Source organism: Gordonia sihwensis NBRC 108236 (assembly GCF_000333035.1).
In the GTDB taxonomy this organism is placed as follows: Bacteria; Actinomycetota; Actinomycetes; order Mycobacteriales; family Mycobacteriaceae; genus Gordonia; species Gordonia sihwensis.
In genome coordinates, this window is sequence record NZ_BANU01000010.1 from 185442 (window position 1) to 211780 (window position 26339).

The window sequence follows — 26339 nt, forward strand, 5'->3', positions numbered from 1 at the left end:
CCCGATGAAGACAGTGGGTGAAGTCGGAGAACGCGCGCTGGTCGCGATGTTCACCACTGCCGCGGCGTCGGGCGGTGACACCGACGATCTGGTGATCGGGTCGGGCGACGATGCAGCGGTGTTCGCGCCCACCGGACCGGTGGTGGTCAGCACCGACACAGCGGTCGCGGGCAGGCACTTCCGGTTCGACTGGTCGACTCCGCGGCAGATCGGGGCACGGGCGGTGGTCCAGAGCGCCGCCGACATCGCGGCGATGGGCGGGGTTCTCACCGGCGTCGTCGTGTCGATCGGCTGCCCGCCGCAGACGCCGGTGGAGCGCGTGCTCGAGCTCAACGCCGGCATCGTCGACCAGACCCACAGGTACCGGGCGCGGGTGCTCGGCGGCGACCTCGTGTCCTCGTCGGAGGTGGTGCTGACCGTCACCTCCCTCGGTGTTCTCGACGGCACGCAGGCGGTGGCGCTGTCGGGTGCGCGCGGCGGCGAGGTGCTCGCGCTCAGCGGTCCGCTCGGCGGTCCGGCAGGCGGTCTGGCGGCTCTGTCCGCCGTCGAGCACGGGGCGGATCCCCTTCTGCTGGAGCAGTTCTCCGATCTGGTCGAGGCCTACCGCCTCCCGCGGCCGGATCTGGGGCAAGGGCGCGTGGCGGCGCTGGCGGGCGCCCGGGCGATGACCGACGTCTCCGACGGCCTCGTGGAGGAGATCATCACGATGGCGGAGGCTTCGCAGGTACGGATCGACATCGATTCGGCGTCGGTTCCCCAGGTCCGCGGGCTCGCCGAACTCGGGGCTGCGCTCGGCGTCGACCCCGCGCGATGGGCCCTCGCGGGCGGCGAGGAACACGAGCTGCTCGCGGCCTTCGATCCCTCGGCGGTCCCCGCGGGCTGGACGGTGATCGGGACGGTGTCCGACGGCGAGCCCGATGCCCGCATCGACGGCGCGGCCGTCGGAGAGATCCGCGGGTGGCAATCGTTCACCGAGACCTGACCTGATTAGATCGACGTATGGCTGTCTACGCACTCGGCGATCGTGAGCCGGTTCTCGGCACAGACGTTTTCATTCATCCCGACGCGACCGTCATCGGTGCGGTGACGCTCGGCGACGGGGTCTCGATCTGGCCGGGAGCGGTGCTCCGCGGCGACTACGGGACCATCACCGTCGGCGACCGCACCAACATCCAGGACGGCACGGTGGTGCACTGCACCTTCACCGAGCCCACCGTGATCGGCGCCGGTTGCGTCGTCGGGCACAACGCGCATATCGAGGGATCGACGATCGGCGACGAATGCCTGATCGCTTCGGGTTCGGTGGTCCTGAACCGTTCGGTGATCGGCGCGGGCTCGGTGGTCGGCGCCGGTGCGGTGGTGTCGTACGGCTTCACGGTTCCCGAGCGGTCGATGGTGCTCGGCGTCCCGGCCCGCCTCCGCGAGGGCTATCAGGTTCCGGAGGGCCATCTGCAGCAGAACACCGAGCTCTACTACCAGAACGCCCAGTACTACCGGAAGAGCCTCCGGAGGCTCGACGCGTGAGCGCCAAGCCGTTGGCCGAGCTGATCGATCCCGGCTGGGCTCAGGCACTGGCGCCGGTCGAGGAGACGGTCGCACGGATGGGCCGATTCCTGCGCGAGGAGATCGCGGTCGGCCGTCGCTACCTGCCCGCCGGAGAGAACGTGCTGCGCGCGTTCGCGCAGCCCTTCGATGACGTCCGGGTTCTCATCGTCGGACAGGATCCCTATCCCACGCCGGGGCACGCTGTGGGACTGAGCTTCTCCGTGGCGCCGGACGTCCGCCCGATTCCGCGATCGCTGCAGAACATCTACCAGGAGTACTGCGAAGACCTCGGTTATCCCCGTCCGGCCAACGGCGATCTGACGCCGTGGGCGCGGCAGGGCGTTCTCCTTCTCAACAGAGTTCTGACGGTGCGCCCGGGCGAACCGGCGTCCCACCGCAACAAGGGGTGGGAAGAGGTGACCGAGTGCGCGATCAAAGCGCTGGCCGCGCGCGACGAGCCCATGGTGGCGATCCTGTGGGGCAACGACGCCCGGCAGCTGGTGAAGTGGTTGCCCGACGTCCCGGTCATCGAATCGCCCCACCCGTCGCCGCTCTCGGCGTCGCGCGGGTTCTTCGGTTCGCGACCCTTCTCCCGCGCCAACGAGGAACTGCTCGATCTCGGCGGCGATCCGGTGGACTGGCGTCTGCCCTGATCCGGTCGGACTACCGGCGGGCGGCGGCGTAGTCCGGCGCGCGCTTGGCGACGAAGGCGTCGACTCCCTCGACGCCCTCGGGCGTGGATCCGAGGGCTGCGATCGAGGCCGACTCCGCGGTGAGCTGATCGCCGAGGGTGCTGGTGGCGCTGTGGTGCAGCAGACGGCGGATCGCGCGGTAGGAGCCGCGCGGTCCGGAGGCGAGCCCGGCCGCGACGTCGTGGGCGGTCTGCTCGACGGAAGCGTCGTCGACGATCTCCGACAGGATGCCGAGGTCCAGCGCGCGGTCGGCGTCCAGGATCTGGTCGGTCATGATGATGTGCCGTGCGCGGGCCGCGCCCACGACGCGGGGGAGCAGCCATGACATGCCGCCGTCGGGCGACAGTCCGATTCCGGGATAGGCGGGACGCATCTTGGTGGCGCGACCGCCGATCGCGATGTCCGCGTGCAGAACGAGGCTCATGCCTGCGCCGGCGGCCCAGCCCTTCACCGCGGCGACCACCGGAAGCTCCGTCTCGTAGAGGAACTCGATCGTCGAATGCAGATCGTCGGCCAGGCCCCGCAGGTAGTCGCTGCGGTCGTCGGCCGCCGCGAACGCCGCGACATTGCCACCCGCGCAGAAGTTCTTGCCCGCGCCGCGGAGCAGCACCGCACCCGCCTCGAGCTTTCCCCGGGTGACAGCGCGCAGCGCCTCGCGCGACTCCAGGACCAGAGCGTGATCGAGAGCGGTTCCCGCATCGCCGGTCGAGATGGTGAGGTTCAGAACGCCGTCGTCGTCGACGCGGATCAGATCAGAGGCCATGGCGAGTACTCTACGGAACGCTCGTCGCCGGCCGGTCCGGGTGGTTGCCGTCCGCGCCGGACAGGTGCACTCGGCGACTCCGGAGACGACGAAATCGCCGCCCGGCACTGCCGGACGGCGATCTCCTGACGCGTGGTGCGCTCAGGCCTTGACGGTCTTGCCCGCCTTGAGGCACGAGGTGCACACGTTCTTGCGCTTCTTGTTGCCCGGGGCGACCTCGACGCGCACAGACTGGATGTTCGGGTTCCAGCGGCGGTTGGTGCGCCGATGCGAGTGCGAGACCGACTTGCCGAAGCCGGGGCCCTTGCCACAAACGTCACAAACGGCAGCCATGATCGAACTCCCTTGGTAGAAAACTTGGGTCAGTGGTCAGCCGATAGCGGGCGCTGCGGTGCGCGCCGCGACGATCGGCAACCCGAATAGAATAACCGCGCAGACCTCGGGTGTCCAAATCGGCGCCGGAACGCGAGAGTCCCGGCGACCTCGGCGAGGGGCCCGGACCAGACGCCGCGACAGTACCTGTCCGAGTGTCGGGGGCGGGCGGTAACCTCGGGGCACATTCGAGGTTCACCGGCGGTTCGGCGACCGCGCACGAGGATCGCGACGGGCCGGCGGAGAGCGACGGGAAGGCGGGGTGGTCGTGCGGTTGATGACCGGAGACAGCAGTACCGCGGTCAATCCTCAGCTCATCAGGGACTGGGCACGTGCCTGCGCCGACGGCCTCGAGGCTCTGCGTCCGGAGATCAACGACCTCAACGTCTTCCCGATCCCCGATTCGGACACCGGAAGCAACATGGCGCAGACGATGACCGGCGCGCTCGCGGTCCTCGACGACCTCGACGGCGCGGCCGATCTGCCCGCGGTGACCCGCACTCTCGCGGAGGCGGCCGTCGGATGCGCTCGCGGCAACTCCGGCGTCATTCTCTCGCAGGTCCTGGTCGGGATCGCCGACGCGGTCGATCTCGCGATGGCCGAGAACGACCACAGTTTCAATCGACTGTGCAAGAACGGGCTGCGCCTCGGCGCCCTCGCGGCCCGGCGTGCCGTCAGCGAGCCGAGGGAGGGAACTGTTCTCACTCTGCTGCAGGTCGCGGCGGATTCGGCTGCGGCCAATGTCGCCGGATCACCGGCGGATCTGGCGCGCGCGGTGGCCGACGACTGCGCCGAAGCACTCGAGCACACGCCCGAGCAGATGCCCGAACTCGCGAGCGCGGGTGTGGTGGACGCCGGTGCACGAGGCTTCCTGGCGATGGCCGACGCGCTCGTGCTGGTCGTCACCGGCGTCGCCAACAAGCGCCGCGCCTACCGCGGCATCCTCACCTCGAGTGTGCACGGTACGGGCCACGAGACCGGAGAGTGCGGCGGTGCCGGCGACACCGACTTCGAGGTGATGTATCTGCTCGACGGCGCCGAAGGAGCGCAGATCGGCGGGCTCCGCGACCGGCTCGGACAACTCGGCGACTCGGTCGTGATCGTCGGCGACAGCTCCGCCGACGGCGAGCGGTTCTCCGTGCATGTGCACACCGACGACCCCGGGGCCGCGGTTGAAGCCGGGATCGAACTGGGTCGGCTCACCGACATCCGGATCAGCTGCTTCGCGCTCGACGCCATCCGTGCCGCGCCGGGGGCCAACGAGCCGCCGCCGCGGTTCAAACGGGCCGTCGTCGTCCTGGTCACCGGCGACGGCGCCGAACAACTCTTCGCCGAGGCGGGAGCGGCAGTGGTCCGGGCCGATCACGGCGTCCATCCGGCGACGCTCTCGAAGGCGATCCGCGCGACCGACAGCGCCCACGTCATCGTGATGGGGAACGGGATGATGTCCTCGCAGGATCTGGTACAGGTGGGCGCGCAGGCGCGTTCGCCCCAACGGTCGGTGGTCTTCCTGCCGACGCTGTCGATGGTGCAGTGCCTGTCCGCCCTGGCCGTGCACGATCCGGTCGAAGAGCCCGACGTGGACGCCTTCGCTATGGCCGAGGCGGCCGCGAACACGCGCTGGGGCTCATTGATGCACTCCAACACCAAGATGATGACTCTCGCAGGCACCTGCGAGATCGGCGACACCCTCGGACTCATCGGCTCCGATGTGCTGGTCATCGCACCCGAGCAGCGGCAGGCGGCCACCGCGCTGCTCGATCTGATGCTCGCGACCGGCGGCGAGCTGGTGACCGGGCTCGCGGGCCGCGACCTTGACGAACGGACGCGGGAGGCTATTGCCGAGCATCTGCACGCGCACTACCCGGGCATCGAACTGGCGCTGTACGAGACCGGACAGTCGTCGCACCTGTTGCAGGTCGGCGTCGAATGATGCTGACCGCCGCCTCGCCGCTGACCGACTCGTCGGTGGACCCGGCGCTGCTGAAGAAACTGGCCGGACTGGAACTGACCACGGTCGGTGAACTGCTCCGCTACGTGCCGCGCCGGTACCTGCGGCGCGGTCATCTGTCGGAGTCCGAGCGCCCGGAGGCGGGCGAGTGGATCACTGTGATCGGGCGCATCAAGAAGGCGCAGATGATCCAGATGAAGCGCAGGTACGGACAGTTTCTCAAGATCGTGGTCAACGACGGCCGCGCCGATTACGAGGCGAGCTTCTTCAACGCCCGATGGATCCAGAAGGTGCTGCGACCGGGTACCCGTGTCGCGCTCGCCGGCACCGTGAAGCTCTTCCGCGACCAGATCCAGCTGTCGCATCCGGACTGGATGGTGCTGCCCGAGGACGACGGCATCGAGGTCGTGGGGAACGCCGCCATGATCGGCGAGTTGGCCGCCGAGGAAGCAGAGTTGGAGGGCAAGGGCTCGCATGGATCCACGGCGTCGCCCGACGACGTCGCGAACTTCTCGCGCGACATCATCCCGATGTATCCGGCCACCAAAGACGTTCAGACCTGGGAGATCTGGCGTGCGGTGCGGCAGGTGCTGGCGGACACGGTGCCCGCCGAGGACCCGCTCACGGAGGCGCAGCGCGCCGAACGCGGTCTGATCACGGCCGACGAGGCGATCAGCCGCATCCACCTGCCCGACAGCCTCGACGACATCGAGGCCGCACGCGCTCGGCTGAAGTTCGACGAAGCGCTGGCCGTGCAGACCGAGCTCGCCCGCAGGCGTTTGAGCGCGGTCTCGGAGTCGGCGCGCTCGTGCCCGCACGTTCCCGGCGGCCTGGAGGATCGGCTCCTGGAACGGTTGCCGTTCGAACTCACCGGCGGCCAGCGCGACGTTCTCGCGGAGATCGGCGAGGACCTCGCCGGCGAGCACCCGATGAGCAGGCTGCTGCAGGGCGAGGTCGGTTCCGGCAAGACCCTCGTCTCTCTGCTCGCGATGCTCCGAGTGGTCGACAACGGCCACCAGTGCGCGATCCTCGCACCCACCGAGGTCCTCGCCGCCCAGCACTACCGCACCGTGATGACGATGCTCGGAGACCTCGCGCGAGCGGGTGAACTGGGCGCCGCCGACGGTGCGACCCGCGTCGGACTGCTGACCGGATCGCTCGGGACCGCGGCCAAACGCCAGACGCTGCTCGACGCGGTCACCGGGGAGGCGGGCATCGTCATCGGCACGCACGCACTGCTGGAAGAACATGTGGAGTTCTTCGATCTCGGGATGGTCGTGGTCGACGAACAGCACCGCTTCGGTGTCGAACAGCGCGACGTCCTGCGGTCCAAGGGTCGCGACGAGACCCGGCCGCACTTCCTGGTGATGACGGCGACTCCGATTCCCCGCACCGTCGCGATGATCACCTTCGGTGATCTCGAGACGTCGGTGATGACCGAACTGCCGCGAGGCCGGCAGCCCATCGCCACCAGCGTGGTGCCGATGCGCAACCAGAAGTGGGTGGACCGGGTCTGGGCACGGGCCAATGAGGAGATCGACGCCGGCCGACAGGTGTATGTGGTGTGCACCAAGATCGGCGACGAACAGACCAACGTGAAGAAGTCGAAGAAGGCCGCCAAGGATCAGGAGCCCGACGACGACACCGTCTCCGTGCTGGACCTCGCCGAACAGTTGGAGGCGGGACCGCTCGCGGGCCGCCGCATCGGCATCCTGCACGGTCGGCTGCCCGCCGACGAGAAGAACGACGTCATGGACGGCTTCACCCGCGGAGACGTGGACGTGCTGGTCGCGACCACCGTGATCGAGGTCGGCGTCGACGTCCCGAACGCCACCATGATGGCGATCGTCAATGCCGAACGGTTCGGCGTGAGCCAGTTGCACCAGCTCCGCGGTCGCGTGGGACGCGGTCGTCATGCCGGGCTGTGCCTGCTGATGACGACGGCGAGCGACGTGGGGCCGTCGATGGAGCGTCTCCGTGCTGTCGAGGCCAGCAACGACGGCTTCGAGCTCGCCCGCGTCGACCTCGCACAGCGACGCGAGGGAGACATCCTCGGATCGTTGCAGTCGGGCGGCAAGAGTTCGTTGAGCTTCCTCTCGCTGCTCGACGACACCGAGGTCATCGCGGATGCCCGCGACCTCGCGGAGCAGATCGTGCTCGACGATCCGGATCTGGTGGCGCACCAACCACTCGCCGATCTCGTGCATTCAATCCTGCTGCCCTCCCGCGCCGAGTACCTCGACAAGTCGTGACCGTCTCGCCCGCTGGTCGAGCGGCTCCCGCCCGCGCTGGTTGAGCGGCTCCCGCCCGCGCTGGTCGAGCGGCTCCCCTCCCGCTGGTTGAGCGGCTCCCCTCCCGCGCTGGTTGAGCGGCTCCCCTCCCGCTGGTTGAGCGAGCGCAGCGAGTCGAAACCACCGCATCCCCGGGCTGGGAACCCCGTCGCGCCCGTACCCGCTCGTCAACCGGCGCGGGAGCGGTGCGACAGGGTCTGGTCTTTCGGCGAGTTTTGGCGGACCCTGGAGATGTCGAATTCAGCTCACCGAACGGGTGGAGGACGGCGAAATGCGGATTTCCCAGATCCTGAGCAAGAAGGGCAGCGGAGTGATCACCGTGTGCGCCGCATCCACGGTGCGCAGTCTGCTGGCGACGCTCGACGAGTGGAACATCGGGGCGGTGGTGGTGATCGACGAGGGCGGTGCACTCGCCGGCATCGTCTCCGAACGCGACGTGGTTCGCAGGCTGCATTCGGGCGGCGCGGACATCCTCGACGGTCCGGTGGGCCGGATCATGACTCCCATCGTGCACACCTGCTCTCCCGGCGACGAGATCGAGGGCCTGCGGGAGACGATGACCGAACACCGCGTCCGTCACCTCCCGGTCCTCGACGACGGGGCGCTGGTCGGGATCATCAGTATCGGGGACGTGGTCAAGAGCGCGATCGATGAGCTGGAGACCGAGCGTGAACATCTGGTGCGCTATATCCAGCACTGAGCGCGTGCGCTACATCCAGCGCTGAGCGCGTGTCGCGGAACCGCGACCGTCGCGGCTGCGTCTAAGGAGCATGGGGCGTCTTCTCGGCCTGCCGCGTGCGGCCGCTCAGCGATGGCGGTGGAGTCGGTCGCGGCGCAGACCCGGGCGGATTCGGCTCACCGTCCGGCAGTGGACGATCGTCGTGGTCTTCGCGGTCACGTCCGCAGTGGTCGCGGTCGGGGCAGGTCTTCCGCACACGCCTTCGAAGGTGCCGGCGGCTGCCGTTGTACGGGCGCGCGCCGCGTTGTCTGCGCTTCCCGTCCTCGGCCGACGGCCGCCTCACGACTCGTCGTACGACCGGGACGCCTTCGGTCCGGCGTGGACAGACGATGCGGCGGTGCGGGGCGGCGGCAATGCCTGCGACACCCGCAACGACATCCTCGCCCGCGACCTCGTGGTTTCGGCGCGAACCGGTACGTCGTCGTGCCCGAGTGCTGTCGCCTCAGGCACGCTGACCAGCCCGTACACCGGCCGGACGATCGGATTCCAGCGCGGTCGCGGTTCGGCGGCAGTGCAGATCGATCACATCGTTCCGCTCTCTTACGCCTGGGACCTGGGGGCGTCGAGGTGGCCGGCGCCGCGCCGATGGTCGTTCGCCAACGACCCGGCGAACCTCGTCGCGGTGGACGGTGCGAGCAACCAGGCGAAGTCGGATGCTGAACCGGCTCGCTGGATGCCGCCGCTGCGTGCCTTTCACTGCCAGTACGCGGTCCAGTTCGTGGCCGTCCTCACCGCGTACGGACTCCCAATCGACGTTCCGTCGAGAGATATCCTCGGTGCGGTCCTGAGGTCGTGCTGAGCGGGTGGGAGAACAGTGGATCGTCGAATCGTGGTGAGCGCCGTGGTGATGCGCGACCGGGTGGGCCGCGTGCTCGTAGTGCGCAAACGCGGGTCGTCGCTGTTCATGTTCCCCGGCGGAAAGCTCGATCCGGGGGAGAGTTTCGCGTCAGCCGCGGTACGCGAGGCGCGGGAGGAACTCGGAGTGCACCTGGATGAGAGTTCACTGCGTGCTCTCGGCACGTTCGAAGCCGACGCCGCGAACGAACCCGGTCACGTCGTCGTCGCGGAGGTCTTCGAGCACCCTGTGGTCGGCGTTCCCGCGGCGAGTGCGGAGATCGCCGAGATCGCGTGGGTCGAGCCCACCGACCGGAGCCGAGCCGACATCGCACCGCTGTTGCGCGACGCGGTGTTCCCCGTCTTGTCGCCCGTCGATTGAAGGGTCGAGCGACTCCTCTCGGCTTGGCTGTCGGTGTGGTGATTTCGACTCGCTGCGCTCGCTCAATAAGCCTGGGGAGGGCGCTCTGCGGTGGGCTGAACTCTCGTCCTCGCTCAATAAGCCTGGGGAGGGTGCGCTCGGCGGCGGGCTGAACTCTGGTGCTCGGTGGTTGAGCGAGCGGATGTTGTGCTCGCCTCATTAGGCCTGGGGGAGGGTGCGCTCTGCGGCGGGTCGAACTCTCGTGCTCGGTGGTTGAGCGAGCGCAGCGAGTCGAAACCGGGGGTGGGGGATTTCGACTCGCTGCGCTCGCTCAATGAGCCTGTGGGGATGCTGCGCTCGCTCAATGAGCCTGGGAATGCTGCATGAGCCTGGGGGTGCTGCGCTCACTCAATGACCCTGGGGGTGACTCACAAGCCCTTCAGCATCGCCTTCATCTCATCGATCTCGGACTGCTGGGAGTCGGCGATGTCGCGGGCCATCTCGACCGCGTCGGTGTTCTTGCCGTCGGCGATCTCCTCCTTGGCCATGTCGACCGCGCCCTCGTGATGCTCGATCATCTGCGTGAGGAAGAGCCGGGCGGCGTCGGTGCCCTGTGCGGCGCGCAGCTGAGCGATCTGGTCCTCGGACAGCATGCCGTCCATCTCGTGGTCCATCGACGAATGCGTCGGCTCGTTCCATGCCGTGAGCCAGGACTTGAGCTTGTCGATCTCCGGCCCCTGCGCGTCCTTGATCCGCTTGGCCAGGGCCGTGACATTGCCCGGGACACCCGGCTTGGCGAGAATGATGTCGCTCATCACCAGTGCCTGTTCGTGGTGCGGGAGCATCATCTGAGCGAACATCACGTCGGCTTCGTTGTGTTCGGTGCCGGCGGACGCCTGCGACGAATGCGGAGCCTCGTGCGAGGCCGACATGCTCGACATGTCGTGGGTGGCGTCCGAGGCCTCCTCGTTCGGGCTGCACGCGGCGGCGCCGACGATGACAGCTGCGGCGGCGATCGTGGTGGCGGCGAGTCGGGTTCTCACGATGAGCGTTCCTTCCGTGGTGGTCTCGAGCCAGTCTGCCGCACGGACTCGCCTCGTTCGATGACCCTTCTGTGAAGGTTTGCTCAAGCTCCGGACCGTCGGCACCCGGGTAGATGAGATCCCGGCCGGATTCCGGTCAAGATGGAGGCCATGTCGGCACGGGCGATGGTGGTGGAGGACGAGGCGGCGATCGCGGCGCTGGTGGCGTCGTACCTGGAGCGGGATGGGTTCGAGGTCACAGTGACCGGCGACGGGGGCGAGGCGGTGGCCCGCGCGCGAAGTGTGGACCCCGACGTGGTGGTCCTCGATCTGGGGTTGCCCGGACTCGACGGTGTGGAGGTGTGCCGCCGGCTGCGCACCTTCTCCGACGCCTACGTGGTGATGCTGACCGCACGCGCCGACGAGGTCGACACGCTGGTGGGGCTGTCGATCGGGGCGGACGACTACGTGACCAAACCGTTCAGTCCGCGCGAGCTGTCGGCACGGATCCAGGCGCGGATGAGGCGTCCTCGCAACGGTTTCGCCGGAGCGGCGGCGGGCCGGTCGGGCACGGTCCGCGTGGTCGGTGACCTGTCCATCGACGTTCCCGGCCGAGAGGTGCGGGTGGCAGGCGCGCCGGTCCATCTGACCCGCACCGAGTTCGATGTTCTCGAGGTGCTCTCGTCGGCCCCCGGAACGGTGTTCTCGCGCAGTCGTCTCATCGACGCCGTATGGGGCCCGGAATGGGTCGGCGACGACCACCTCGTCGACGTCCACATCGGCCACGTGCGACGCAAGCTCGGCGACGACGCGGCCCACGGACGATATGTGCGCACCGTTCGCGGCGTCGGCTATCGAATGGGCACCGGGCGATGACCGCGACCGGTCGGCCGAGCCGGTTCGCGGTCGGCACCGGACTGATGCTCGTGATGGCGGCGGTCGTGGTCGCCACCACCGCGTGCGCACTGATGATCGCGTGGCTCGTCGCTCCGAGGATCTTCCATGAGCATCTGCGTCAAGCGGGAATCGACCGCGATTCGAGCGAGGCGATGCACGTCGAACGCGCCTTCGCCGCTGCCGTGGGTGTGTCGTGGGGACTGGCCGCCGTGATCGCCACGGTGTCCGCGCTCGCGGTGAGCTGGTACCTCGCCGGACGCGCGCAACGGACCGTCACGGCGGTGGCGGCGTCGACCGCCCGGATCGCGGACGGCGGGTACGACGTGCGGGTGCACGGCGGCGGAATGGGACGGGAGTTCGACGCGCTCGCCGCAGCGGTGAACCGGCTCGCCGCACGGCTGGCGGAGACCGAGGCGACGCGCCGCCGGATGCTCTCGGACCTCGCCCACGAGATGCGCACCCCGCTCGCCACCATCGACTCGTATCTCGAAGCCGTCGAGGACGGTGTCCGGCGGCCGGACGCCGACACGATGGACATCCTGCATGCGGCGACCGGCCGGCTGCGCCGTCTCGCCGAGGACGTGACCGCGGTGTCGCAGGCGCAGGAGGGCGTGCTGTCGGTGATGCCGGTGCGGACCACCGATCGTGAACTCGCGGAGTCGGCGGCCGCCGCGGCGGGGGAGGCGTATGCGGCGAAGGGAGTGACGCTGCGGGTGGAGGCGCATGCGGCGACAGCCGTCCGCGCCGACCCCGCACGGATAGGCCAAGTCCTGGGAAATCTGCTGGCCAACGCGTTGCGGCACACTCCTGACGGTGGCGCGGTGACGCTGCGGACGCGCTGTGCCGATCCGGACGCCGTCATCGAGGTCGCCGACACCGGCGACGGTATCGCCTCCGACCATCTCTCCCACGTCTTCGACCGGTTCTATCGTGCTGACACCGCCCGCGATCGGGACCACGGTGGCAGCGGGATCGGGCTCACCATCGCGCGGGCTCTGGTCGAACAGCACGGCGGCAGCCTGTCGGCCGCGAGCGACGGGCCCGGCAGGGGAGCGACGTTCACCGTGCGGCTGCCGCGGGTGTGACCGGCCGTCGCGGCTACCCTGGAGTCATGAGTGCACCCACCGCCGATTCGGTCGACGCGACCGCCGGCGTGACGGCAGACGTCACGGCCGCGGTCACCGAACTCGCCACCGCCGCCAAGAAGGCCGCCCGCACGCTCGGGCCACTGACGACCGCGCAGAAGAACGCCGTGCTGCTGGCGGCCGCCGATGCAATCGACTCGGCAGCCGAGGACGTTCTCGCAGCCAATGCCGACGATGTGCGTCGCGCCGAGGAAGCAGGCACCGAGGCGTCGCTGGTCGACCGACTGCGTCTGACCCCGGAGCGCGTGGCGGGCATCACCGGCGGCCTGCGCCAGGTGGCGGCGCTGCCCGATCCGATCGGCGAGGTACTGGCCGGGAAGACCCTGCCCAACGGTCTCGAACTGCGTCAGGTGCGGGTGCCGCTGGGCGTGGTCGGATTCGTGTACGAGGCCCGCCCCAACGTCACGGTCGACGGCTTCGGCATCTCCTTCAAATCCGGAAACGCGGTCCTGCTGCGCGGGTCGTCGTCGGCCGCGGCGTCCAACGCGGCGCTGGTGGAGGTGCTGCGCGGAGTGCTGCGCGACCACCAGATCGACCCGAACGCGGTGTCGTTGCTGCCGAGCGAGAGCCGCGAGAGCGTCACCGCGCTGATCCAGGCGCGCGGATTGGTGGACGTGGTGATCCCGCGCGGCGGTGCCGGACTGATCAACGCGATCGTCGAGAACGCCAAGGTCCCGACCATCGAGACCGGAACCGGCAACTGCCACATCTTCGTCCACCGGGATGCCGATGTCGACGTCGCGACCCGGATCGTGCTCAACGCCAAGACCCGTCGGCCCAGCGTCTGCAACACGGTCGAGACCGTGTTGATCGACCGCGAGATCGCCGACCGAGCATTGGTTCCGATCACCTCTGCGCTGCAGGCTCAGGGAGTGGTGATCCACGGTGAGGAACCCGGAATGGAACCCGCCACGGAGGACGACTGGCACCGCGAATACCTCTCGCTCGACATCGCGCTCAAGGTGGTCGACGGCATCGACGCCGCGATCGAGCACATCGCGACGTACGGCACCGGTCACACCGAAGCGATCATCACCGGAAGTCTCTCGGCGGCCAACGAGTTCACCTCGCGTGTCGACGCGGCCGCTGTCATGGTCAACGCGTCCACGGCGTTCACCGACGGCGAGCAGTTCGGCTTCGGCGCCGAGATCGGCATCTCGACGCAGAAGCTCCATGCGCGTGGGCCGATGGGGCTTCCGGAACTCACCTCGACCAAATGGCTGGTGTGGGGCGACGGACAGATCCGTCCCGCATGAGCGCGGCGGAGAACCTCGGCGGTCCCGTCGTGCGTGACGATGTGCGGCCCGCGTTCACCGGGGTCGACGACGTCCGGTCACGGCTCAAGCAGACCGGCTATCTGGCCGACGACGCGACGTCCACCACGGCCTTCCTCGCCGACCGGCTCGGAAAGCCGCTGTTGGTGGAGGGCCCCGCGGGTGTCGGCAAGACGGAGCTGGCCCGTGCGCTGGCGCAGGCGACCGGCTCGGAGCTGGTCAGGCTGCAGTGCTATGAGGGCATCGACGAGGCCCGGGCGCTGTACGAGTGGAATCACGCCAAGCAGATCCTCGCGATCCAGGCGGCGGGTCATCGGGACTGGGATGCGACGAAGGGGGACATCTTCTCCGAGGAGTTCCTCCTCGCACGGCCGCTGCTGACGGCGATCTCGCGGACCGAGCCCACGGTGCTGCTGATCGATGAGATCGACAAGGCCGACGTGGACATCGAGGGTCTGCTGCTCGAGGTGCTCAGCGACTTCGCGATCACGATTCCGGAGATGGGGACGGTGACCGCGGTCCGCCGTCCGATCGTGCTCCTGACGTCGAATGCGAATCGCGAACTGTCGGAGGCGCTCAAGCGCCGCTGCCTGTACCTGTACATCGACTTCCCGGACGCACAACTCGAACGGGAGATCCTCGCCTCCCGCGTGCCGGAGCTGCCTGCCCGGCTGGCGGAGGAGATCGTGCGGATCGTCGGGGTGCTGCGGACCCTCGACATCAAGAAGAAGCCGTCGGTGGCGGAGACCATCGACTGGGGCAACACCCTTCTGGCGATGACCGCGGGCGCCGACGTCGCGTCGGGTCGGATCGACGACTCACTGGTGGCGCGGACTCTGGGAGTGGTGCTCAAACACCGCCCGGATGTGAAGACCGCACTGCGCGAACTCAAACTCGGTGACAGATGAGCGGTGGGATGTCACTGATGGGATCACGCAGTCGATGACGGAGCCGCTCGTCGACACCCTGACCGGTTTCGTGGACGACCTGCGCAGCCGCGGCATCACGGTGGGGCCGTCGAGTCTGATCGACGCGGGGCAGGCGATGAGCGTGCTCGATCTGCTCGACCGCGACTCGCTGCGGGAAGGGCTCGCTGCGACGCTGCTGGGCGACCACACTCACCGCGACACCTTCGATCTGTGTTTCGAGCTGTGGTTCCCGCTCGGCTCGGCGGCGCGGCGGTCGGCCATGGAGGTTCCGCGCGACGCGGACGGCAACGTCGACGTGCAGGCCCTGCGGGAGCTGACCGCGGATGTGCTCGCCGATGCTGAGGCGATGAGCGACGGCCGGTTCGACCAGCTGGTCGCGATGATCGTCGGCGAGGTGGGACAGTACGAGTCCGCGCGCGGTGAGGCGTACTCGACCTATCAGGCGATGACGGCGATCTCGCCGCAGACGTTGATCGCCCGTATCGCGGCGGCGATGGCCGGCGGGGAGCCGACGGAGTCGGGCGGGCGGCCTGGCACGGATCCGATGAGCCGTCGCGCGGCTCGGGACGCGACCGAACGGCTGCGGGACGCGGTGACGACCGAGACGCAGCGCCGCATGGCCGAGGTGCGCGGGCGCGACGCCGTCGGCCAGTACGCGGTGCCGAAGCTGCCGGAGATGATCGACTTCTTCTCGGCCAATCCGCAGGATCTGGCCAAGATGCGGCGCACGATCGCACCGATCGCGCGCTTGCTGGCCGCGAAGCTCGAGTTCCGGCGCAGGCGCAACCATCACGGCCAGGTGGACGTGCGGGCCACGCTGCGAGCCTCGATGTCGACCGGCGGCGTGCCGATCGAGCTGCGCCGCCGCAAGCCGCGGCCCGGCAAACCCGAACTGGTCGTGATCTGCGACGTCTCCGGTTCGGTCGCGGGGTTCAGTCAGTTCACGCTGCAACTGGTGTACGCCCTTCGCCAGCAGTTCTCCCATGTGCGGGTGTTCGCCTTCGTCGACACGGTCGACGAGGTCACCGAGTTCTTCGACCGCGGCAGCGGTGACGAGCAGTTCGGCGAGCGGATGCACCGCATGCTGACCGAGGCCTCGATCAGCACGCGCGACGGCCACTCCGACTACGGTCACATGCTCAAGGGGTTCAACGCCCGCTACGGTGATTCGCTCACGCACAAGAGCGCGCTGCTGATTCTGGGCGATGCGCGCAACAACTTCCGCCCGACGCACGCCGACGCCCTCGCCGCGATGCGCGACCGTGTCCGCAACGCCTACTGGCTCAACCCGGAACGCCGGTCGTCGTGGGACTCCGGCGACTCGGACGCCGGCAAGTATGCAGAGGTGATCGAGATGTTCGAGTGCCGCAACGCCGACCAACTGTCGAGAGTGATCGCCGACCTGCTCCCGGTCTGACACTCCCGCACGTCCTTCCCCAGGCCTGCTGAGCGACCCTTCCCAGGCCGGCTGAGCGCCCCTTCTGCACGCTGGTTGAGCGACCGTTCCCCAGGCTTGTTTGAGCGACTCTTCCCAGGCCTGTTGAGCGAGCGGAGCGAGTCGAAACCCTCCCGACCCCGCACCCCGGCCCGCGACCGCCGCCCGAACCGCTCCCGGTAGACTCAACCGGCATGTCACAGGCCGCACGCGCGCCCCGCCGGATCGGCGTGATGGGCGGGACGTTCGATCCGATCCACAACGGGCACCTCGTCGCGGGCAGCGAAGTGGCCCACCGCTTCGGACTCGACGAGGTGGTCTTCGTCCCGACGGGCCGACCGTGGCAGAAGGAGGGCGACCACGCGCCCGACCCGTCGCGGCTGGTCTCGCCCGCCGAGCACCGGTACCTGATGACTGTCATCGCCACCGCCTCCAACCCGCGGTTCACGGTGAGTCGGGTGGACGTGGATCGCGAAGGCGTGACGTATACCGTCGACACCCTCCGCGACCTCCGGAAGACCTATCCGGACGACGAACTGTACTTCATCACCGGTGCGGACGCCTTGGAGACGATTCTCTCCTGGCATGATTGGGAAGACCTCTTCGAGCTCGCGAACTTCATCGGAGTCTCGCGACCCGGATACGAACTGAATGCCACACATCTGATGGAGCATCTGGCGGCCAAACCGGCCGATGCCCTGCAGATGCTGGAGATCCCCGCGCTGGCGATCTCCTCGACCGATTGCCGTGCACGCGCCGCCGCGGGACGCCCGGTCTGGTACCTGGTACCGGACGGAGTGGTCCAGTACATCGCCAAGCACGGTTTGTACCGAAAGGACCTCGCGTGACCGCTTCTCCCGAAGCCCGCCAGATGGTGACGATCGCGGCTCTGGCCGCCGCCGACAAGGTGGCGACCGACATCGTCGCCCTCGACGTCTCCGACACGCTCGTCATCACCGACGCCTTCTTCATCGCGTCTGCGGACAACGAACGGCAGGTTAACTCGATCGTCGAAGAGATCGAGGACAAGCTGCGCGAAGCCGGATACAAGGCGTTGCGCCGGGAGGGGACGCGTGAGGGCCGTTGGGCGCTGCTCGACTACGGCGATCTCGTCGTGCACGTCCAGCACGACGACGAGCGCGACTTCTACGGGCTCGAACGGCTCTGGAAGGACTGCCCGGCGATCGAGATCGACGGCATCGAGCCGCCGTCGCGCGATCGCGCCGCCGAGGACGACGGTGAACCCTCCGGCGCAGAATCCGCGACGGGCGAATGAGAAGTGAACCCGACGCCGGCGACACCAGTGTCGAACGGCTGACTCCGATCGTCCGCAGGCTGATCCTGCTGCGCCACGGACAGACCGAGTACAACGCGGGACGGCGGATGCAGGGTCAACTCGACACCGAGCTGTCGCCGGTCGGGGTGGCGCAGGCGGCCGTCGCCGGCCGGGCTCTCGCCACTCGTGGACCCCGGTTGATCCGCTCCTCCGACCTGCGCCGCGCCTACGACACGGCGCTCGCGCTGGCCGCGGTGACCGGCCAGGAGGTGGAGACCGACGTCCGGTTGCGGGAGACGCATCTGGGCGACTGGCAGGGTATGACCCACACCGAGGTGGACACCGTCGCGCCCGGTGCGCGCAGGCACTGGCGCGACGACGCCCACTGGGCGCCGCCGAACGGTGAGTCACGCGTCGAGGTGGCGGGCAGGTCGGTCCCGGTGGTCACCGAACTCGTCGACCGTCTCGACGACTGGGGGCAGGGCGAGAACGCCGAGGCGCCGGTGGTTCTGGTGGCGCACGGCGGGGTGATCGCCGCGCTGACCGCGGGTCTGCTCGGGCTGCCGGTGGAGAACTGGCCCATTTTCGGAGGCCTCGCCAACACCAGCTGGGTGCAGTTGTCCGGCCACGCCCTGCCGGGTGAGGAACCGGTGTGGCGTCTGGACGTCTGGAACGCCTCCGCGGAGTCGGCCGAGAGCACGGTGCAGTAGACCGCTATGGGTTCGATCATGGTGCTGGGCGACTCCCTGTCCTTCTACGGAGCCACTGGAGGGCTCGCCGCCGACGATCCGCGGATCTGGCCCAACCTGGTGGGTGCGGACACCGGCCGCGACGTCGAACTCTTCGCGCGTATCGGCTGGACCAGCCGCGACATCTGGTGGGCGATCACGCAGGACCCGCGGGTGTGGGCCGCAGTGCCGGAAGCTGAGGTCCTCGTGCTGGCGTTCGGCGGGATGGACTCGCTGCCGTCGCCGCTGCCGACCGCGCTGCGCGAGCAGATCCGATACGTGCGGCCGGCGAAGCTGCGCCAGGCGGTGCGCGGCGCCTACGGCTGGCTGCAGCCCCGGTTGTCGCCGATCGGCTGGCCCATGGCCATTCCGCCGGCGGAGACCGCACGCTACTTCGAGAAGATCCGGGGTGCGCTCGCGCACCTGCGTCCGGATCTGCCGGTCGTCGTCGCGCTGCCTCCGACCCACGACAGCCCGTACTACGGAAACGTCCACCCGGGCCGGATCCCGACCACGGCCGCGATCAGCGAGTGGGCGCGACGCCACCGACTGCCGACCGTGGACTTCTATCCGGTGACGGCGGAGGCGTTCGCCGACCCGGCGGTCGAGATGAACCCGGACGGCATCCACTGGGGATTCGAGGCCCACCGACGGATCGCCGCGCTCATGACGCCCGCGGTCCGCGCCGTTCTCGGCTGACTCACCGTCGAATCACCCAAACCGACCGGCTACCGTGTAGGGGTGCCAGTCGTCGTCGTCACCGATTCGTCCTCGCGGTTGCCCGCGACACTCCTCGACGAGCACGGGATCGGCCAGGTGCCGCTGTACTTGCACACCGAGGACGGTGCCCAGTACGCCGAAGGCGTCGACGAGATCCCGCCCGACGTCATCGGCTCCCAGAAGGTCACCACGTCCGGTGCCAACCTCGGCGATCTCAAGCGCGCGTACGCGCAGGCGTGGGAGGCCAGCCAGGGCGACGGGGTGGTGGCCGTGCACATCTCGCGCAGGCTGTCGGGCACGTGGGGCGCCGCGCGTCTGGCGGCGGACCAGACCGACGGTGAGGTCCGCGTCGTCGACTCGCGCTCGGTCGGGATCTCGCTCGGCCTGACGACGATGGCCGCGGTTCAGGCGGCCGAGAACGGCGCGTCTCGGGACGAGGTGTACGAGGCCGCGGTCCGGGCGGCCGCGACGGCCGAATCACTGCTCTGCGTGCAGGGGCTGGACAATCTGCGGCGCAGCGGCCGGATCAGCGCCGCCGGACACCTGCTCGGTTCGGCGTTGGCGATCAAGCCGATCCTGCACATGTCCGACGGACTCCTGACGCTGCGCGAACGGCATCGCACGTCCACCAAGGCGGTCGCGAAGATGCTCGACGCCGCCGTGGAACTCGCGGGCGACGACGCCGTGACAGTCGGGATCCAGCATTGTCAGAACCCCGACCTGGCGACCGAGGTGCTCGCGCAGATCAGCAGGCGCCTGGAGAACATCACCTCCACCATCGTCGTCGATCTCGGCGCCGTGCTCGGCAGCCACGTGGGGCCGGGGGCGGTCGGCATCAGCCTCGGACACGGACTCGGACCCCTGCGCTGATCACGCGCCGTAGTCGGGCAGATCGATGCCGTCGGCCTTGGCGAACTGGCCGGCGAGCAACGACCGCATCGGCCACTTGTCCATCGACCAGTAGGAGAAGCGGCTCAGGGCGACGGCCGCACGGCTCGACGGCGCGTACCCTGATGCGCCGCCGGGCGGCAGCTGCTGAGTACGCGCGATGAACGGCCGCATCACCGCCTGGTACTCGGTGAGCGCGGGCGCGACCTCGCCGCCGGAACGCCCGAGCTCACCGGCCAGGACGTATGCCCCGACCAGAGCCAGGGTGGTGCCCAGACCCGTCAGCGGCGTCGGGCAGTAGCCGGCGTCGCCGACCAGCGCCACCCGCCCGGAGGCGAAACGCTCCATCCGCACCTGAGCGAGATCGGCGTAGGCCCAGTCGGTCGCCGAGCGCATCTGCTCGAGCAATCGGGGCGCCACCCATCCGACGCCGTCGAACGCTTCCTCGAGCATGCGCCACTGGCTCTCGCGGTCGTGCAGCGGCTCCGGGTCGCTTCCGCGGACGGCGAGCGAGGCCTTGACCGTCCCGTCGACGCGTGACGGGCGGGCCGACACCACTCGGCCGCCGCGGCTGTTGTGCATCAGATACCAGCCGTCGAGCGGCTGATCGATGGTCGCCGTGAACCAGGCGTACCGCAGCCCGATCGGCCGCAGATGGCGGTCGTCGGGGCCGAAGGCGGCGCGGCGCACCGCGGACCTCAGCCCGTCGGCACCGACGACCAGGTCGAACGAGCGGTCTGGGGCGCGCTCGAAGGAGACGGTCACCGAGCCGGTGTGCTGTTCGATGGCGCGTACCGAGTCGTCCCACAGGTACTCGACGGACTCCGGCACGGCCCCGACGAGCACCTCGGCGAGATCGCCGCGCAGGATCTCGTGAGTCGAGACGATGCCGTTGCCGCCGAAGGCTTCCACGGGCAGTTCGCTGCGTCGTCGGCCGCGGGCGTCGACCGTCGCGATCCCGCGCTGGTCGAGCAGGCGTGCGTCGGTGGCCGGCGTCAGTCCCATTCGGTCGATCACGGTCCGTCCGGCCCCGCGCAGATCGACGGTCTGGCCGCCGGGGCGGAGCCGGGGAGCCCGTTCGACCACGGTGACCCGGTGCCCCTGCCGGGCCAGGAGCAGAGCGGATGCGGGGCCGGCGATCGATGCGCCGCTGATGAGAATCTCCAACTTCTTCATGGTGCGACCGTACGCCGTATCGAGTGCACTGCGATACGGTGTTCACGTGTACTTTTCGTAAAAGTGCACTAGAGCACTGGGGGAGGGCGGTCAGATGAGCCGAGCGGAGCAGATCGCGGACGAGTTGCGAATGCGGATCGTCACCGGGCGATTGCGCCCGGGCGACGCCGTCCCATCCACCCGGGCGATCATGCGCGACCACAACGTGGCGATGGCGACGGCGAGCCGCGTGCTCTCGCTGCTGCAGGCGGACGGTCTGATCGAGTCGGTGCCCGGACGGGGCAGCGTGGTGCTCGCACCGGACGGCGGCGACCCCGCCGTGCTGACCGCGGACGGCGTGGTGAGCGCGGCCGTCGCGATCGCCGACGCCGAGTCGCTCGCCGCGGTGTCGATGCGACGGCTGGCCTCGGCGCTCGAGATTCCGACGATGGCCGTCTACCGGTACGTGCCGAGCCGGGAACAACTCGAGTTCGCGATGGTGGACCGGGTCCTCGGCGAAGTGCGGGCACCGAACGCGTCGGGACAGTGGCGCGCCGATCTGGAGGCGGCCGCGACGTCGATGTGGGCGACGATGGTCCGTCACCCGTGGCTGGCGGGCGCGCTCTCGATGACCCGGCCCGCGGCCATGCCCCAGGCGATGCCGCTCGCCGAATCGATGCTGTCCGCGCTTCACGCCACCGGACTCGATCCGGTGCAGGCGTTCACCGACTATCTCGGCCTGCTGAATCTGATCCGGGCGGTGGGTCTGACTCTCGAGCCGGAGCTGGCCGACGCCGCGGAGACGGGGATGAGCAACGACGAGTGGATGGACACCCAGGTGGCGGAGCTGCGCAGACTGACGCCACCGGATCGGTTCCCGAACATGCGCCGGATCATGGAGGTGGGGTACCCGTACGATCCCGAGGTGCTGTTGACGTCGGCGCTGCGGAGATTCCTCGACGGCATCGAGTCGTCCGTGAGCTGAGCGGGCTCGACGCGTGCGCCGCGTCTGTGGAGTTCGGCGAAGCGGTCCACAGATGACCGGGATCGCCGGATCGGCACCGCCGCGCGGCGGGCGCGCTGCCTACTCTTCCCGGCATGGGGAGGAACAAGCGGGTGGCCCGCGACCGCGCAACCGGGGCCGATCCACTGGCACGCCTGGCGGGGCCGGCCCCGCGGGCCGACACGCCGTGGGGTGTCACTGGCATGCCGAACTGGCTCGATACGCCCCAGGGCCGACGGGCGTGGTCGCAGCGGGCTGAATTCGACTGCCTCTCGGATGAACCGGAGGACGAGGACGGCGCCGACCGCCCCGACGACTACGAGCAGGAAGGCTATGAGCAGGAAGGTTATGAGCCGGAGCGCTACGAGCCGGCGGGCATCGAGTCGCTCGGTGACGGCGACCGATCCCGGCACGGTGACGATGAGGAGCCGTGGGACGACGAATGGGATGCGCCGCGTCGCCGGTTCACGATGCTGCCGCCGGCCGCGATCGGCCTGATCGTCGTCGGTCTGGTGGCGTGTGCGATCGCCGGGTACTCACTGCTGAAACAGAACGAGCCGACGGCGCCGCTGGTGGCCTTCGAGTCGAGCGCCGGCCCGCGCGCGCCGGCGGCCGCATCCGGCGGCGATTCCGCGTCGGTACCGCCGCCGTCGTCTCCGCGGATCGTGGTGAGCGTCGTGGGTCTGGTCAATCGGCCGGGTCTGGTGGAACTGACCGGTGCGGCGCGAGTGGCGGACGCGCTGAAGCGAGCAGGCGGGGCCCGGCCCGGCGCCGATCTGCTGAGCCTGAACATGGCACAGCCGCTGCACGACGGAGACCAGATCCTCATCGGCAGGGGCGGGGAGGAGGCGACGGTCCGCAGCGCGGTGGTGGCGGCGGGTTCGGCGCCGGCGGGGGAGTCGCCATCGGTTCCCGGCGGCAGTGCGCCGGCGGCGGGCACCGGCCTCGTCGATCTGAATACGGCCACCGCCGAGCAGTTGGACGCGCTGCCCGGAGTGGGCCCGGTGACGGCAGCCTCGATTCTGGCCTGGCGGCAGGCTCACGGCCGGTTCGACTCGGTTGACCGGCTCGCGGAGGTGGACGGCATCGGACCGGGCAGGCTGGCCAAGCTCAAGCCGCTGGTGACGGTCGGTTAGCGAGGTGCGCACGTCCGACCTGCGGCTCGCGGCACCGGCCGCGGGATGCTGGGCGGCCGCGGCGACGGCGCTCGCGGCGCCGGTCGCGGTGAGCGTGTCGATAAGCGCCGGATTCGGGGCTGCCGGAATCGCCACAGCGGTGTGGAGCAGGCGGAACGCGGGCCTGCGTCGCGCGATCGGCGTCTCGGCCGCAGCGGCGTGCGGATTGATCGCGGCGTCCGCGCTGGCCGTCGTCCTGCGAGTGATCGCCGTCGACTCCGCACCGATCCGAACCGCTGAGGGCAAGCCGACCGTCGAGGTGGAGACCACCGGCGACCCGGTGTTCCTCACCGGCGGACGCATGCGCGTTCCGGTCACCGTCCGTGCGCTGAGCGGCCTCCGCCAGCGACCGGTCGCGGCACAGCTGACCGCGCCGGTGGACGGCCCGGATGTGCTGCCCGGCGAGCGGTACCGCGTACGAGTCCGCGTCCGGCCACCGCGTGACCGTGCGGCCGACCGGTTGCAGGCCGCGCAGTTGACCGCGACCGGTCCGATGACCGGGCTGCGGGGACCGCCGTGGTGGCAGCGCGCTGCCGGTACCGTCCGGGAGCGGTTGCGAGATGTGTCGCTGCGGGCCTTGCCCGAGCGGTCGGCGGGATTGCTGCCGGGACTCGTCCTCGGCGATGTGAGCGGACTCGACGAACGCACGGCCGCCGACTTCCGGGCCGCCGGTCTGGCACACCTCATCGCTGTCTCCGGTCTGATTGTCCGATAGGGGTTGTATACCGTGAGCATGCGCGCGATCATCTATTGCCGAGTCTCCTCCGACACCAGCGGACACGGCAAATCCGTCTCCGAACAGGAGAAAGAGTGCCGCGCTGTCGCCGCCCGTGAAGGCTGGACCGTCGCCGAAGTCCTCACCGACAACGACATCGGCGCCTCCCGCTACTCCCGAGGCCAACGCACCGCCTACGCCCGCCTCGACTCAATCCTCCAACCCGGAGACGTCCTCGTCACCTGGGAAGCGTCCCGCGCACAACGCGACCTCCGCGCCTACATCGACCTCCGAGACCTCTGCTCACGCCGCCGCGTTCTCTGGTCCTACTCCGGCCGCACCTACGACCTCGCATCCGGCGACGACCGCTTCACCACCGGCCTCGACGCACTCCTCGCCGAGAAAGAAGTCGAGCAGACTCGGGAACGAATCATGAGGTCGATGCGCGCCAACCGCGAGGCCGGCCGACCACACGGGAAGCTCGCATACGGGTACCGCATTCTCCGCGACCCTGACACCGGCCAATCCATCACCCGTGTACCAGACCCGGAAACTGCGCCCCACGTGCGCGAGATCGTGCGGCGACTCATCGCCGGGGACAGCATCTACAGCATCTGCCGTGACTTCAACGAACGTGGTATCCCCGCGCCGCGCCCCAAACGGGATGGGACGCCGGGGCAGTGGATTTCGCAGACGTTCCGCGCGATCGCCAAGAACCCCACCTACGCGGGTTTGCTGACTCATCGGGGGAAGATCGTTGGGAAGGGCGTGTGGGAACCTCTGGTGTCAGTGGAGGACCATGAGCGGGTCATCGCGATCCTGAGCGATCCGTCGAGGGTGACTCGTCCAAGGGGGAGTGAGCCGCGGTGGCTGCTGAGCGGAATCGCCTTGTGCGGTCACTGCGGCAGTCCGATGATTCGCATCAAGAACCGCGGATACGACTCGTACATGTGCCGAGGTTCTCAGCCGACTGTCGGTGGTGGACGATTCTGTGTGTCCCGTGTCATCCACCGGGTCGATCCGTTCGTGTCTGAGGCTGTCGTCAGGCGTCTCGAGGGGCAGGATTTGGTGCAGAATCTCGCGGCCTCTGATACTGGGTATGCGGAGGCTGCTGGTGAGGTGCGGGCGCTCAGGCAGCGGCTCGACGGTTTCACGGATGCGGCAGCCGAAGGTGATTTGTCTCCGGCGGCGTTGGCGCGGATTGAGGCGAGGCTTCTGCCGCAGATTGAGGCGGCGGAGCAGCGTGCCCGGTCGATGATGTCGTCGCCGTTGGTGGCATCGATGATGGGTGCGGGTGCCCGTCAGCGGTGGGAGGCGCTTGATGTCCGTGATCGCCGCGATCTGGTGCGGTCGATCGTGGACGTCCGGATCTGGCGGATTGGTGGTGGTCGCCGCTCGTATCCTGACGGTGAGGGTATCGAGCTTATCTGGCGGTGATCCGCCGCAGCCGATTGATAACGACGGGCGCGTAGGCGATCGCATCGGGGTCGTCGAGGAGTCTCCCGAGTCGTTGCCAGTAGCGGGTGACGATGAGCCCGAGTTCGGTGCGGACAGCGGTGTACGTGATGCCCGCTTGAGTCGTGAGTCGTTCATCGCGAAGCCCTTGACGAGGTACTCGCGCAGGACGGTTGAAGCCCAGAGCCTGAACTCGACACCGAGAGGACCGCGGATGCGGTAGCCGACAGCCAGGATCATGTCGAGGCTGTAGTGGTTAATCGACCTGTCATGACCAGGCTATTTCAAGAGTTTCTTGAAAGTAGCCTCGGCGTTCAGTTCACCCTCTAGCGTCACCGCCAGAATGTGTGAGGAGATGGCTTGGGTCGTGACTCCGAAGAGGGTCGCCATAGCGTGGGCACCGCGGTCTCGATAGATGCGTGCCGCGAAGTCGAGCAGTGTGCGGTCGTCGTCGGTCATGCGATTCGCCATTCGTCGGTGGCGAGGTCGAGCTGGCGGCGTTCGTGCGGGTCGAGGTGCCGCATGCGGAGCGCGAGCGTGTAGTCGTCGACCCATAGTGCGATCGCCGGGTCGGGTTCGTGCTGGGCGGCGATGATCTCCTCGATGGGGAGTAGTCGGCGTGCGGCGGTGAGGTGTACGGCGCGTTCGCGCTTCTGGAGGTGCCAGCGGGAGCAGGCGATGCCGTCGTCGCCTCGCTCGCAGTGCACGATTTCGTGGGCGAGGACGACGCGGCGTTCGCGTTGGGAGAGGCCGGCGCGGATCTGGACGAGCCCGGCTGCATAGGTGCCTCGGGGTCGTAGTCCGTTGACGAACTCGATCGCCAGGCCGAGGTCTCGCGCGTGTCGCCATGGGTGGTACATAGCGGACACCAAATCACGAGCCTCCGACAGAAACCGATCCTGACCAGGAATTACGTGGATGTAATTCCCTTGCAAGGTTCTATGTGCAACACTGTAGCTACCGAGGCCCTCATG

29 protein-coding genes and 1 pseudogene are annotated in these 26339 nt (G+C 68.9%); 22 read left to right on the top strand and 8 right to left on the bottom strand.

Annotated features, from left to right (window positions below; all coding sequences use genetic code 11):
- Window positions 1-4 precede the first annotated feature (4 nt).
- From thiL to GSI01S_RS07755, 3 genes are read left to right on the top strand one after another with little or no spacing between them, the layout of a single operon-like run.
- Window positions 5-982, top strand: a complete 978-nt coding sequence (gene thiL, locus GSI01S_RS07745) for a thiamine-phosphate kinase (protein ID WP_006895960.1) — start codon at window positions 5-7, stop codon at window positions 980-982.
- A gap of 17 nt (window positions 983-999) precedes the next feature.
- Entirely contained in the window at window positions 1000-1524 is a 525-nt protein-coding gene (locus GSI01S_RS07750; protein WP_006895961.1) for a gamma carbonic anhydrase family protein, read from the top strand.
- Entirely contained in the window at window positions 1521-2198 is a 678-nt protein-coding gene (locus GSI01S_RS07755) for a uracil-DNA glycosylase (RefSeq protein WP_006895962.1), read from the top strand. Before GSI01S_RS07750 ends, GSI01S_RS07755 begins: the two co-directional genes overlap by 4 nt.
- A 10-nt stretch (window positions 2199-2208) precedes the next feature.
- On the opposite strand, the gene GSI01S_RS07760 is transcribed toward GSI01S_RS07755, so the two are convergent.
- Both GSI01S_RS07760 and rpmB read right to left on the bottom strand, forming a co-directional pair.
- Window positions 2209-3000: an enoyl-CoA hydratase/isomerase family protein gene (locus GSI01S_RS07760; protein WP_006895963.1), complete on the bottom strand. Its 792-nt coding sequence runs from the start codon at window positions 2998-3000 to the stop codon at window positions 2209-2211.
- A gap of 141 nt (window positions 3001-3141) precedes the next feature.
- Window positions 3142-3333 carry a 50S ribosomal protein L28 gene (gene rpmB / locus GSI01S_RS07765; RefSeq protein WP_006895964.1) on the bottom strand — a complete coding sequence of 64 codons (192 nt, stop codon included), beginning with the start codon at window positions 3331-3333 and terminating at the stop codon, window positions 3142-3144.
- Between the two features lie 316 nt (window positions 3334-3649).
- On the opposite strand from rpmB, the gene GSI01S_RS07770 reads away from it, so the two are divergent.
- The 5 genes from GSI01S_RS07770 to GSI01S_RS07790 all read left to right on the top strand — a co-directional run bounded on the left by GSI01S_RS07770 (window position 3650) and on the right by GSI01S_RS07790 (window position 9569).
- Window positions 3650-5305 carry a DAK2 domain-containing protein gene (locus tag GSI01S_RS07770; protein ID WP_039867245.1) on the top strand — a complete coding sequence of 552 codons (1656 nt, stop codon included), beginning with the start codon at window positions 3650-3652 and terminating at the stop codon, window positions 5303-5305.
- A complete protein-coding gene (gene recG / locus GSI01S_RS07775) occupies window positions 5305-7575 on the top strand; it encodes an ATP-dependent DNA helicase RecG (RefSeq protein WP_039867178.1) in 2271 nt (756 codons plus the stop codon). Before GSI01S_RS07770 ends, recG begins: the two co-directional genes overlap by 1 nt.
- A gap of 310 nt (window positions 7576-7885) precedes the next feature.
- The gene (locus tag GSI01S_RS07780) at window positions 7886-8314 is read left to right on the top strand and encodes a CBS domain-containing protein (RefSeq protein WP_006895967.1); all 429 of its coding nucleotides are present in this window, start codon (window positions 7886-7888) and stop codon (window positions 8312-8314) included.
- A 70-nt stretch (window positions 8315-8384) separates the two neighbouring features.
- Complete coding sequence (locus GSI01S_RS07785; protein ID WP_006895968.1) at window positions 8385-9152, top strand: HNH endonuclease family protein; 768 nt, start codon at window positions 8385-8387, stop codon at window positions 9150-9152.
- 15 nt (window positions 9153-9167) lie between these two features.
- A complete protein-coding gene (locus GSI01S_RS07790) occupies window positions 9168-9569 on the top strand; it encodes an NUDIX hydrolase (protein WP_280512903.1) in 402 nt (133 codons plus the stop codon).
- 407 nt (window positions 9570-9976) lie between these two features.
- Here the strand turns inward: GSI01S_RS07790 and GSI01S_RS07795 are convergent, their stop codons facing one another.
- Window positions 9977-10591, bottom strand: a complete 615-nt coding sequence (locus GSI01S_RS07795; protein ID WP_006895970.1) for a DUF305 domain-containing protein — start codon at window positions 10589-10591, stop codon at window positions 9977-9979.
- 165 nt (window positions 10592-10756) lie between these two features.
- On the opposite strand from GSI01S_RS07795, the gene GSI01S_RS07800 reads away from it, so the two are divergent.
- The 10 genes from GSI01S_RS07800 to GSI01S_RS07845 all read left to right on the top strand — a co-directional run bounded on the left by GSI01S_RS07800 (window position 10757) and on the right by GSI01S_RS07845 (window position 19844).
- Entirely contained in the window at window positions 10757-11446 is a 690-nt protein-coding gene (locus GSI01S_RS07800) for a response regulator (protein ID WP_039867249.1), read from the top strand.
- Complete coding sequence (locus GSI01S_RS07805) at window positions 11443-12552, top strand: sensor histidine kinase (protein ID WP_006895972.1); 1110 nt, start codon at window positions 11443-11445, stop codon at window positions 12550-12552. The genes GSI01S_RS07800 and GSI01S_RS07805 overlap by 4 nt, the downstream gene beginning before the upstream one ends.
- Window positions 12553-12578: 26 nt before the next feature.
- The gene (locus GSI01S_RS07810) at window positions 12579-13868 is read left to right on the top strand and encodes a glutamate-5-semialdehyde dehydrogenase (protein WP_006895973.1); all 1290 of its coding nucleotides are present in this window, start codon (window positions 12579-12581) and stop codon (window positions 13866-13868) included.
- Complete coding sequence (locus GSI01S_RS07815) at window positions 13865-14794, top strand: AAA family ATPase (protein ID WP_006895974.1); 930 nt, start codon at window positions 13865-13867, stop codon at window positions 14792-14794. The genes GSI01S_RS07810 and GSI01S_RS07815 overlap by 4 nt, the downstream gene beginning before the upstream one ends.
- Window positions 14795-14828: 34 nt before the next feature.
- Window positions 14829-16232, top strand: a complete 1404-nt coding sequence (locus GSI01S_RS07820) for a vWA domain-containing protein (RefSeq protein WP_006895975.1) — start codon at window positions 14829-14831, stop codon at window positions 16230-16232.
- Between the two features lie 212 nt (window positions 16233-16444).
- On the top strand, window positions 16445-17098 hold the full coding sequence (gene nadD, locus GSI01S_RS07825; RefSeq protein ID WP_006895976.1) for a nicotinate-nucleotide adenylyltransferase: 654 nt from the start codon (window positions 16445-16447) through the stop codon (window positions 17096-17098).
- Window positions 17095-17526: a ribosome silencing factor gene (gene rsfS / locus GSI01S_RS07830; protein ID WP_006895977.1), complete on the top strand. Its 432-nt coding sequence runs from the start codon at window positions 17095-17097 to the stop codon at window positions 17524-17526. The genes nadD and rsfS overlap by 4 nt, the downstream gene beginning before the upstream one ends.
- On the top strand, window positions 17523-18236 hold the full coding sequence (locus GSI01S_RS07835; RefSeq protein ID WP_006895978.1) for a histidine phosphatase family protein: 714 nt from the start codon (window positions 17523-17525) through the stop codon (window positions 18234-18236). Before rsfS ends, GSI01S_RS07835 begins: the two co-directional genes overlap by 4 nt.
- Window positions 18237-18242: 6 nt before the next feature.
- Window positions 18243-18953 carry a diglucosylglycerate octanoyltransferase gene (gene octT / locus GSI01S_RS07840; RefSeq protein ID WP_006895979.1) on the top strand — a complete coding sequence of 237 codons (711 nt, stop codon included), beginning with the start codon at window positions 18243-18245 and terminating at the stop codon, window positions 18951-18953.
- 42 nt (window positions 18954-18995) lie between these two features.
- Window positions 18996-19844, top strand: a complete 849-nt coding sequence (locus GSI01S_RS07845) for a DegV family protein (RefSeq protein WP_039867181.1) — start codon at window positions 18996-18998, stop codon at window positions 19842-19844.
- Here the strand turns inward: GSI01S_RS07845 and GSI01S_RS07850 are convergent, their stop codons facing one another.
- The gene (locus GSI01S_RS07850) at window positions 19845-21038 is read right to left on the bottom strand and encodes an FAD-dependent monooxygenase (RefSeq protein WP_006895981.1); all 1194 of its coding nucleotides are present in this window, start codon (window positions 21036-21038) and stop codon (window positions 19845-19847) included. It lies immediately after the preceding gene.
- A gap of 94 nt (window positions 21039-21132) precedes the next feature.
- On the opposite strand from GSI01S_RS07850, the gene GSI01S_RS07855 reads away from it, so the two are divergent.
- From GSI01S_RS07855 to GSI01S_RS07870, 4 genes are all read left to right on the top strand, one after another.
- Window positions 21133-22002, top strand: coding sequence for a GntR family transcriptional regulator (locus GSI01S_RS07855; RefSeq protein WP_006895982.1), 870 nt, complete (start codon window positions 21133-21135; stop codon window positions 22000-22002).
- Window positions 22003-22115: 113 nt separating this feature from the next.
- A complete protein-coding gene (locus GSI01S_RS07860; RefSeq protein WP_039867183.1) occupies window positions 22116-23156 on the top strand; it encodes a helix-hairpin-helix domain-containing protein in 1041 nt (346 codons plus the stop codon).
- Between the two features lie 4 nt (window positions 23157-23160).
- Window positions 23161-23910, top strand: a complete 750-nt coding sequence (locus GSI01S_RS07865) for a ComEC/Rec2 family competence protein (protein ID WP_006895984.1) — start codon at window positions 23161-23163, stop codon at window positions 23908-23910.
- An 18-nt stretch (window positions 23911-23928) separates the two neighbouring features.
- On the top strand, window positions 23929-25347 hold the full coding sequence (locus GSI01S_RS07870; protein WP_039867185.1) for a recombinase family protein: 1419 nt from the start codon (window positions 23929-23931) through the stop codon (window positions 25345-25347).
- On the opposite strand, the gene GSI01S_RS20670 is transcribed toward GSI01S_RS07870, so the two are convergent.
- The 4 genes and pseudogenes from GSI01S_RS20670 to GSI01S_RS07880 form a co-directional block, all read right to left on the bottom strand.
- Complete coding sequence (locus tag GSI01S_RS20670) at window positions 25334-25549, bottom strand: DUF3263 domain-containing protein (RefSeq protein ID WP_081598089.1); 216 nt, start codon at window positions 25547-25549, stop codon at window positions 25334-25336. The two genes, GSI01S_RS07870 and GSI01S_RS20670, sit on opposite strands and share 14 nt — an antisense overlap.
- Window positions 25537-25605: pseudogene (locus GSI01S_RS20765) on the bottom strand (RhuM family protein); the annotation flags it as partial. The gene GSI01S_RS20670 and the pseudogene GSI01S_RS20765, both read right to left, overlap by 13 nt.
- A 39-nt stretch (window positions 25606-25644) precedes the next feature.
- Window positions 25645-25824, bottom strand: a complete 180-nt coding sequence (locus GSI01S_RS07875; protein WP_006895986.1) for a virulence RhuM family protein — start codon at window positions 25822-25824, stop codon at window positions 25645-25647.
- Complete coding sequence (locus GSI01S_RS07880; RefSeq protein ID WP_006895987.1) at window positions 25821-26225, bottom strand: ImmA/IrrE family metallo-endopeptidase; 405 nt, start codon at window positions 26223-26225, stop codon at window positions 25821-25823. Before GSI01S_RS07880 ends, GSI01S_RS07875 begins: the two co-directional genes overlap by 4 nt.
- Window positions 26226-26339: the final 114 nt, after the last annotated feature.

Excerpts from the sequence above, each read along its gene's own strand:
- GSI01S_RS07800 (WP_039867249.1), top strand. The coding sequence starts at position 10,757 with ATGGTGGTGGAGGACGAGGCGGCGATCGCGGCGCTGGTGGCGTCGTAC.
- GSI01S_RS07820 (WP_006895975.1), top strand. The coding sequence starts at position 14,829 with ATGACGGAGCCGCTCGTCGACACCCTGACCGGTTTCGTGGACGACCTG.
- GSI01S_RS07815 (WP_006895974.1), top strand. The coding sequence starts at position 13,865 with ATGAGCGCGGCGGAGAACCTCGGCGGTCCCGTCGTGCGTGACGATGTG.
- GSI01S_RS07855 (WP_006895982.1), top strand. The coding sequence starts at position 21,133 with ATGAGCCGAGCGGAGCAGATCGCGGACGAGTTGCGAATGCGGATCGTC.
- GSI01S_RS07850 (WP_006895981.1), bottom strand. The coding sequence starts at position 21,038 with ATGAAGAAGTTGGAGATTCTCATCAGCGGCGCATCGATCGCCGGCCCC.
- nadD (WP_006895976.1), top strand. The coding sequence starts at position 16,445 with ATGTCACAGGCCGCACGCGCGCCCCGCCGGATCGGCGTGATGGGCGGG.
- GSI01S_RS07810 (WP_006895973.1), top strand. The coding sequence starts at position 12,579 with ATGAGTGCACCCACCGCCGATTCGGTCGACGCGACCGCCGGCGTGACG.
- GSI01S_RS07770 (WP_039867245.1), top strand. The coding sequence starts at position 3,650 with ATGACCGGAGACAGCAGTACCGCGGTCAATCCTCAGCTCATCAGGGAC.
- recG (WP_039867178.1), top strand. The coding sequence starts at position 5,305 with ATGCTGACCGCCGCCTCGCCGCTGACCGACTCGTCGGTGGACCCGGCG.
- GSI01S_RS07760 (WP_006895963.1), bottom strand. The coding sequence starts at position 3,000 with ATGGCCTCTGATCTGATCCGCGTCGACGACGACGGCGTTCTGAACCTC.
- GSI01S_RS07785 (WP_006895968.1), top strand. The coding sequence starts at position 8,385 with ATGGGGCGTCTTCTCGGCCTGCCGCGTGCGGCCGCTCAGCGATGGCGG.
- GSI01S_RS07805 (WP_006895972.1), top strand. The coding sequence starts at position 11,443 with ATGACCGCGACCGGTCGGCCGAGCCGGTTCGCGGTCGGCACCGGACTG.
- thiL (WP_006895960.1), top strand. The coding sequence starts at position 5 with ATGAAGACAGTGGGTGAAGTCGGAGAACGCGCGCTGGTCGCGATGTTC.
- GSI01S_RS07860 (WP_039867183.1), top strand. The coding sequence starts at position 22,116 with ATGGGGAGGAACAAGCGGGTGGCCCGCGACCGCGCAACCGGGGCCGAT.
- GSI01S_RS07780 (WP_006895967.1), top strand. The coding sequence starts at position 7,886 with ATGCGGATTTCCCAGATCCTGAGCAAGAAGGGCAGCGGAGTGATCACC.
- GSI01S_RS07870 (WP_039867185.1), top strand. The coding sequence starts at position 23,929 with ATGCGCGCGATCATCTATTGCCGAGTCTCCTCCGACACCAGCGGACAC.
- octT (WP_006895979.1), top strand. The coding sequence starts at position 18,243 with ATGGGTTCGATCATGGTGCTGGGCGACTCCCTGTCCTTCTACGGAGCC.
- GSI01S_RS07880 (WP_006895987.1), bottom strand. The coding sequence starts at position 26,225 with ATGTACCACCCATGGCGACACGCGCGAGACCTCGGCCTGGCGATCGAG.
- rpmB (WP_006895964.1), bottom strand. The coding sequence starts at position 3,333 with ATGGCTGCCGTTTGTGACGTTTGTGGCAAGGGCCCCGGCTTCGGCAAG.
- GSI01S_RS07750 (WP_006895961.1), top strand. The coding sequence starts at position 1,000 with ATGGCTGTCTACGCACTCGGCGATCGTGAGCCGGTTCTCGGCACAGAC.
- GSI01S_RS07835 (WP_006895978.1), top strand. The coding sequence starts at position 17,523 with ATGAGAAGTGAACCCGACGCCGGCGACACCAGTGTCGAACGGCTGACT.
- GSI01S_RS07875 (WP_006895986.1), bottom strand. The coding sequence starts at position 25,824 with ATGACCGACGACGACCGCACACTGCTCGACTTCGCGGCACGCATCTAT.